At 73.3% G+C, this 5,528-nt stretch carries 6 protein-coding genes; 1 reads left to right on the top strand and 5 read right to left on the bottom strand.

What is annotated here, in order from left to right; genetic code table 11:
* Positions 1-226 precede the first annotated feature (226 nt).
* On the top strand, positions 227-1,246 hold the full coding sequence (locus ACFWP3_RS41320; protein WP_384232040.1) for an adenosine deaminase: 1,020 nt from the start codon (positions 227-229) through the stop codon (positions 1,244-1,246).
* Here ACFWP3_RS41320 and ACFWP3_RS41315 read toward each other — a convergent pair.
* The 5 genes from ACFWP3_RS41315 to ACFWP3_RS41295 all read right to left on the bottom strand — a co-directional run bounded on the left by ACFWP3_RS41315 (position 1,236) and on the right by ACFWP3_RS41295 (position 5,340).
* A complete protein-coding gene (locus ACFWP3_RS41315; protein ID WP_384232037.1) occupies positions 1,236-1,652 on the bottom strand; it encodes a hypothetical protein in 417 nt (138 codons plus the stop codon). The genes ACFWP3_RS41320 and ACFWP3_RS41315 overlap by 11 nt on opposite strands.
* Before the next feature lie 16 nt (positions 1,653-1,668).
* Positions 1,669-2,784, bottom strand: a complete 1,116-nt coding sequence (locus ACFWP3_RS41310; RefSeq protein ID WP_384232042.1) for a UDP-N-acetylmuramate dehydrogenase — start codon at positions 2,782-2,784, stop codon at positions 1,669-1,671.
* Positions 2,781-3,179: a DUF3291 domain-containing protein gene (locus tag ACFWP3_RS41305; protein WP_384232033.1), complete on the bottom strand. Its 399-nt coding sequence runs from the start codon at positions 3,177-3,179 to the stop codon at positions 2,781-2,783. Before ACFWP3_RS41305 ends, ACFWP3_RS41310 begins: the two co-directional genes overlap by 4 nt.
* Positions 3,180-3,240: 61 nt before the next feature.
* Positions 3,241-4,692 carry a DHA2 family efflux MFS transporter permease subunit gene (locus tag ACFWP3_RS41300; RefSeq protein WP_384232031.1) on the bottom strand — a complete coding sequence of 484 codons (1,452 nt, stop codon included), beginning with the start codon at positions 4,690-4,692 and terminating at the stop codon, positions 3,241-3,243.
* A gap of 78 nt (positions 4,693-4,770) precedes the next feature.
* Complete coding sequence (locus ACFWP3_RS41295) at positions 4,771-5,340, bottom strand: TetR/AcrR family transcriptional regulator (protein WP_384232028.1); 570 nt, start codon at positions 5,338-5,340, stop codon at positions 4,771-4,773.
* Between the last annotated feature and the right edge of the window lie 188 nt (positions 5,341-5,528).

Genomic DNA, 5,528 nt, shown 5'->3' with positions numbered 1-5,528 from the left:
CGTGCGTCTTTTTTTTTTTTTTCTCCCTCGCGGGGCGCCCGCGGGGGGGGGGGGGGGGGGTCTTCTCGGCCCGCGGGCCAAACCCCCCCCCCCGCCGGCGTTTGAGGCGCGGGGGTCCGGGGCGGAGCCCCGATCTGTGAGCCGCACCCCCGCTCACGCGTACGGGCAAGCCCCCGAAAGGTAAAACCCCCTCCCGCCGAGCGCAGCGGTACGGCAGGATCACCAGATGGAGCACGCACGCGATCTCACGCTTCTGCCGAAGGCACACCTGCACCTGCACTTCACCGGCTCGATGCGCCCATCGACCCTCCTGGAGCTCGCCGACAAGTACGGCGTCCGGCTCCCGGACGCCCTGACCGCCGACGAGCCACCCAAGCTCCGCGCGACCGACGAGCGCGGCTGGTTCCGCTTCCAGCGGCTCTACGACGCCGCCCGGTCCTGTCTGCGCGAGCCCGACGACATCCGCCGCCTGGTCCGCGAGGCTGCGGAGGAGGACGTACGGGACGGCAGCGGCTGGCTGGAGATCCAGGTGGATCCCACTTCCTACGCCCCGCTCCTCGGCGGGATGATCCCGGCCGTCGAGATCATCCTCGACGCCGTCGACGCCGCGTCCCGCGAGACCGGGCTCGGGATGCGCGTCCTCATCGCCGCGAACCGCATGAAGCACCCCCTCGACGCCCGGACGCTGGCCCGCCTCGCCGTCCGCTACGCCGACCGCGGAATCGTCGGCTTCGGCCTGTCCAACGACGAGCGCCGCGGCATGGCCCGCGACTTCGACCGGGCCTTCGCCATCGCCCGCGAGGGCGGCCTGCTGGCCGCCCCGCACGGCGGCGAGCTGACCGGCCCGTCCTCCGTGCGCGACTGCCTCGACGACCTGCACGCCTCCCGCATCGGGCACGGCGTCCGGGCCGCCGAGGATCCGCGCCTGCTCAAGCGGCTCGCCGACCGGCAGATCACCTGCGAGGTCTGCCCGGCCTCCAACGTCGCCCTGGGGGTCTACGAGCGGCCCGAGGACGTCCCGCTGCGCACCCTCTTCGAGGCCGGGGTGCCGATGGCGCTGGGCGCCGACGACCCACTGCTGTTCGGATCCCGGCTCGCCGCCCAGTACGAGATCGCCCGCCGCCACCACGCGTTCACGGACGCGGAGCTCGCCGAGCTGGCCCGGCAGTCGGTGCGCGGTTCGGCCGCGCCGGCCGACGTACAGGAGAAGCTGCTCGCCGGGATCGACCACTGGCTCACCGGGTGAGCCGCAGGTCCCCCTCGTAGCAGTCGGCCCGCACCCGGTGTCCGTCCTGGAAGCCGATCTCCAGGTGGGTGCGGCCCTGCTCGGGCAGCGCGAACTCGGCGACCGAGGCGACGGTCTCGCCGAGGTGGCGCAGGAAGGGGTGGTCGCCGAGGTCCTCGCCGACCTCGATGCGGCCCCACTCCCCCATGTCGTACGGCTCGTGCGGCGCGGCGGACTCGACGATGAGGCACTGGTCGGACCCGGTGGTGATGCGGATGCAGTCGCCGAGGCTGTCGATCAGCCAGACGTCGAGGGGAGCCTCGGAGCGCTCGCCGTCGCTGATGTGCCAGGACGCGACGACTCTGCTGAGCGTGCGGCCCACGAGGCGGGTGGGGTCCGTACCGGCCCCGTGCAGCGGACAGAGCATGGGCGGCCGGGACTCCTCAGATGCTGACGCCGACCGTCACCGGCTCGTTGACCAGGGTGACGCCGAAGGCCGCGTGGACGCCCGCGACGACCTCGCGGGCCAGGGCGAGGAGGTCTTCGGTGGTGGCCTCGCCGCGGTTGGTGAGGGCCAGCGTGTGCTTGGTGGAGATGCGCGCGGGGCCGGCGCCGTAGCCCTTGGTGAAGCCGGCCTTGTCGATCAGCCAGGCCGCGCTGGTCTTCGTACGGCCGTCGCCGGCGGGGTAGGCGGGCGGGGCGGTGTCGGGGCCGAGGCGGTCCTGGACGCGGGCGAGGAAGGCGGCGTAGGCCTCGTCGGTCAGGATCGGGTTGTGGAAGAAGGAGCCCGCCGACCAGGTGTCGTGGTCGGCCGCGTCGAGGACCATGCCCTTGCCGGCGCGCAGGCGCAGCACGGTCTCGCGGGCGGTGGCGGCGGGGACCCGGTCGCCGGCCTCGACGCCGAGGGCGCGGGCGGTCTCGGGGTACTTGATCGGCGCGGAGAGGCCGCCGGCGTCCTCGAGGGCGAAGCGGACGCGCAGGACGACGTACCGCTCGGGCTGGTGCTTGAAGAGGCTGTCGCGGTACGAGAACGCGCACTCGGCGGCGGTCAGCGTGACCGTCTCGCGGCGGGTGCGGTCGTAGGCGACGACCTCGGTGATGGTGTCGCAGACCTCCTGGCCGTACGCCCCGACGTTCTGGATCGGGGTGGCACCGGCGGAGCCGGGGATGCCGGCGAGGCACTCGATGCCGGCGAGGCCGGCGTCGACGGCGCGGGCGACGGCGTCGCTCCAGTTCTCGCCGGCGGCGAGCTCCAGGGTGGTGCCCGTGAGGGTGAAGCCGGTGGTCGCGATGCGCAGGGCGGTGCCGTCGAATCCCTGGTCGCCGATGACCAGGTTGCTGCCGCCGCCGATGATCAGGAGCGGGGTTCCGCTCTCGTCCGCGGCCCGGACGGCGGCGACCACCTCGGCGTCGGTGGTCGCGGTGACCAGACGGGCGGCGGGGCCACCGAGGCGGAAGGTGGTCAGCGGGGCGAGGGGGGCGTCGTGGAGTTCCTGCACGTGGACAAGAGTACGGTCCGTGCCCCTCGCGTCCCGGCGGGGCCACGGACCGTGACTCAGTAGGCGGTGCGCTGCTCGGCCAGACGGCGCTCCGCCTCGGCCCAGCCGATGGGGAGGTCGCCGGCCCGTACGGTCCAGAAGGTGAAGGCCGATTCCTTCATGAACCCGGCGGCCGCCCGGGAGCTCGAGCGGTGCGGCTCGCTGCGGGCGAACCGGTAGAGCGCGTCACGGTCCTCCCAGGCGGAGAGGGTGAGGAAGGTGCGGCCGAAGACGCGGGCCCGCAGGGCGACGCCGTGCGCGCCGGGGGCCTTGCGGATCTGGCCGATGATGCCGGGGGCCTTGAGGAAGAACCGGACGGCTCCGGCGAGGGTGGCGGTCTCGAAGCGGGAGGCCATCACGTAGACCTCGGCGTCGGGGGCCGGCCGGGTGGGGGTCGACCAGGGGATGTCGGGCATGGCGGGCACTCCTTCTGGCTCTGGGGCGGGTGTGCGTGTGGGGGCGGGTGTGGGGGCGGGGTCAGCGGGCTGCGGGGACCTTCGCCGGCCCGGGCGTTGCGGCCGTGTCGGCGGCGGCGCGGGAGGGCTTCGACCGGCCCGGGAGCAGCAGGGCGAAGGCGGCGGCCAGGGCGACCGCGGCGGCGCCGATCCACAGGGCGGGGACGGTGCCGTCGGTGAAGGCCTGCGGGGACTCGTAGCCGCCCCGGGCTGCGAAGACGGAGGCGAGGACGGCGACGCCGAGGGCTCCGCCGACCTCGCGCAGGGCGGTGTTGGTGCCGGAGGCCTTGCCCTGGTCGGCGGTGGTGACGGTGGACATCAGGACGTTGGAGGCGGGGGCGAAGTACAGCCCCATGCCGATGCCGCTGATGATCAGCGCCGGGAGCTGGGCGGCGTACGAGACGTCCGCGCTCAGGATCGCCGCGAACCAGCCGAGGCCGAGGGCCTGGAGCGCGAGCCCGGCGGCGATGACGGGGCGGCCGCCGATCCGGTCGGAGAGGATGCCGGAGATCGGCGCGACGATCATCGGCATGCCGGTCCAGGGGAGCATGCGCAGGCCGGCCTCGGTGGGCGAGTAGCCGGCGACGCCTTGGAGGAACTGGCTGAGCAGGAAGATCGAGCCGAACATGCCGAGGAACATCAGCAGGCTGGCCGCGTTGATCCCCAGGAAGCCCCGGTTCCGGAAGAGCCGCATGGGGAGCATCGGGTTCGCGCTGCGGATGCCGTGGTGGACGAAGCCGCCGACGAGCGCGGCTCCGGCGATCAGGCCGGTGAGCACGGGGGCGCTGGTCCAGCCCTCGGCGTTGGCGTTGACCAGGGCGTAGACGATGCCGAAGAGGCCGCCGCTGATGAGCAGGGTGCCGGGGAGGTCGAGGCGGGAGTCGGGGGCGGTGGACTCGGCGAGCCGCAGGCGGGCGAGCGGGATCAGGGCCAGGCCGACGGGCACGTTCAGCCAGAAGATCCACTGCCAGGAGATGTGCTCGGTCAGGCTGCCGCCGATGAGGGGGCCGCTGGCGACGGCGAGGCCGGTGACGGCTCCGTAGATGCCGAGGGCCATACCGCGGCGGGCGGCGGGGACGGCGGCGGTGAGGAGGGTCAGGGTGAGCGGCATCATGATCGCGGCGCCGACGCCCTGGACGGCGCGGGCGGCGATGAGCGCGTCGATGCCGGGCGAGAGGGCGGCCGCGGCGGAGGCGCCGGTGAATATCGCGAGGCCGATGACGAAGAGCCGGCGGCGCCCGAACCGGTCGCCGAGGGCGGCGCCGAACATGAGGAGGACGGCGAAGGTGAGCGTGTAGGCGTTCACCGTCCACTCCAGGTCCTCGAGCCGGCCGCCGAGGTCCTCGCGGATGGCGGGAAGGGCGGTGGTGACGACGAGGTTGTCGAGGGCGGCCATGAAGCTGGCGACGCCGGTCAGTACGAGGGCCCAGACGGCGGGTCCGCGGAGCTTGGTGTCCGTTCCTTGCGTGTTCACGATTCCCCCTGCGGTTGTTAGTTATTGCTGACTAACTTTCGTGCGCATGAGTGACCCGCCGGACAGGCGGCGCGCCCCTCACTTCTCCAGGCGGCCCTTGGCGCGGGCCGTCGGGTACAGCCCCTCCCAGACCCGGTGCTCGGGCGGAAATCCCATGGCGGCGAGGGTGTTGATCAGCATTCCGTACGCCATGAAGGTCGTCGTCTCGTTCGCGTCCCCGCCGAACGGCACGCGGACCGTGTCCCAGAGCTCCATCCAGCCCTTGCGGACGAGCTCGCCGAGTTCGCGGTCCCCGGCCGCCTCGGCCGCGGCGACGGTGACGTACATCTGGAGCTGCATCTGCAGCTTGTCGGGATCCTCGGAGATGAGGCGGGTGTAGGCGTTCGCCATGGACTGCGTGGCCTCTTCGCCGTGCAGGCCCTCGCCGGCGGCGGCCATCACCTCGCGGGTCTCGCGCAGGCAGCGCTCGGCGGCGGCGAGGAAGATGGCCGGCTTGTTCGGGAAGAGCCGGAACAGGTACGGCTGGGACACCCCCACCCGCTTGGCGATCGCCTCGGTGGAGGTCCCGTAGTAACCCCCGCGGGCAAACTCGTGCACCGCCGCCCTGACGACGCTCTCACGCCGCTCCTCCGCGCTCATCCTTGGCATGCGACCTAAGTTAGTGCGCAATCACTAACTACGCAAGGGCGGAAGCCACGGGGTCGGTAGGGATGCGACGGGCGGTGCGGGCGCGGGCGCACGGGCGCGCGGGCCGATGCCCGGGAGCTCGCGGGGGGGGGGCGGCGTGCGCGCAGGGCGGAGACGGGGACGGGGGCGGGCGCGCGGCGGGGGCGGGC

The organism is Streptomyces sp. NPDC058525, assembly GCF_042719495.1.
In the GTDB taxonomy this organism is placed as follows: Bacteria; Actinomycetota; Actinomycetes; order Streptomycetales; family Streptomycetaceae; genus Streptomyces.
This window is presented reverse-complemented; position numbering and strand designations above follow the sequence as displayed.

Coding starts and splice junctions, on each gene's coding strand:
- ACFWP3_RS41320 (WP_384232040.1), top strand. CDS start 227: ATGGAGCACGCACGCGATCTCACGCTTCTGCCGAAGGCACACCTGCAC.
- ACFWP3_RS41305 (WP_384232033.1), bottom strand. CDS start 3,179: ATGCCCGACATCCCCTGGTCGACCCCCACCCGGCCGGCCCCCGACGCC.
- ACFWP3_RS41315 (WP_384232037.1), bottom strand. CDS start 1,652: ATGCTCTGTCCGCTGCACGGGGCCGGTACGGACCCCACCCGCCTCGTG.
- ACFWP3_RS41295 (WP_384232028.1), bottom strand. CDS start 5,340: ATGCCAAGGATGAGCGCGGAGGAGCGGCGTGAGAGCGTCGTCAGGGCG.